General features: G+C 37.7%; 1 protein-coding gene. It reads left to right on the top strand.

Features of this window, described 5'->3' with window-relative positions:
* Nucleotides 1-364 precede the first annotated feature (364 nt).
* Nucleotides 365-1,039 carry a hypothetical protein gene (locus ACS8FD_RS15630; protein WP_439261336.1) on the top strand — a complete coding sequence of 225 codons (675 nt, stop codon included), beginning with the start codon at nt 365-367 and terminating at the stop codon, nt 1,037-1,039.
* Nucleotides 1,040-1,188 lie beyond the last annotated feature (149 nt).

Genomic DNA, 1,188 nt, shown 5'->3' with positions numbered 1-1,188 from the left:
ATTGCTGCCCGTAGCTCTGGACTGCCATATTGTTGCAGCACAACCGGATAATCTTGACCTTGATTATTCACATCCTGCTGGTACATCTTGGCAATAGTATTAACTTTCATGGCAAAAACCTTCTGTAACGGCTCAGTTAGATTAGCGCTAGCCGTCATAGCAGAAAACCCTATTATTAACATTATTATAGTAAATATCGTTTTTTGCATGGTGTCCTCCATGAACTATGACATTTTAAGTATTAAATTCATTAAAACACATATAAACTAGCATTTTACTGCATAATTGTTTAGTATTTATATTAGTCTAACTCTTCTTTAATTCCACTTTTATAAAAGCAATAAGCTATGATAAGGATATTGTTATGATGCTGTCATCTCGTTTTGATATTTCTAAGTCCTATCTTTATAAACTATCAGCCGCTGTGTGCTTTGCTTCAATACTAGTTACTACCGGTTGCCAATCTTCTGCTGAGTCAAATGCAACCGTTACTAACCAATCAAACGGTAACTCATCGACGACAGTTGTCTCAGATATAAGTCAGCAAACTCTCAGACAGCAAGCATTACGTATCCAGCGTGCACTCGCTAATAATGACTACGCTCGCATCACCAATGATATCCATCCGACACGTGGCGTTCGCTTCTCAATGTACGCTTATGTGCGCCCTGAAGCTGATAAAGTCTTTAGCCGTGAGCAATATGCACAGTATCTACAACAGTCTAAAATTCGCTTCACTTGGGGCGAACTTGACGGTACTGGCAATCCATTAATAATCCCACTACCAAAATACCTAGCTACTTGGGTAGCTGCGCAAAAGTATAATAATAGCTCCACCAGTATCAATGAATTCCGCCAAACAGGTGGTATGATTAATAATGTAAGAGATATCTATCAAAATTCGGATGTGGTTGAGTTCTATTATGAAGGATCAGATGAATACGATGGGATGGACTGGCGCATCATGCGCTTAGTGTTTGATGAATATCAAGGTAAGCGTTATTTGGTGGCTATTATTAATGACCAATGGACAGTTTAGAAAAAACATAGTTACATGATTTTTTAGTTAAATTCGATAAAAAAGGGCAATGCATCGTATGTGATGCACTGCCCTTTTTGTTTGTTGTTATGGCTATATATTCAGTTTTTTATATAAGTTATAGTGGCGTCTGTCGAAAGAATTTCACC

The organism is Psychrobacter sp. 1U2, assembly GCF_051847575.1.
This window is presented reverse-complemented; position numbering and strand designations above follow the sequence as displayed.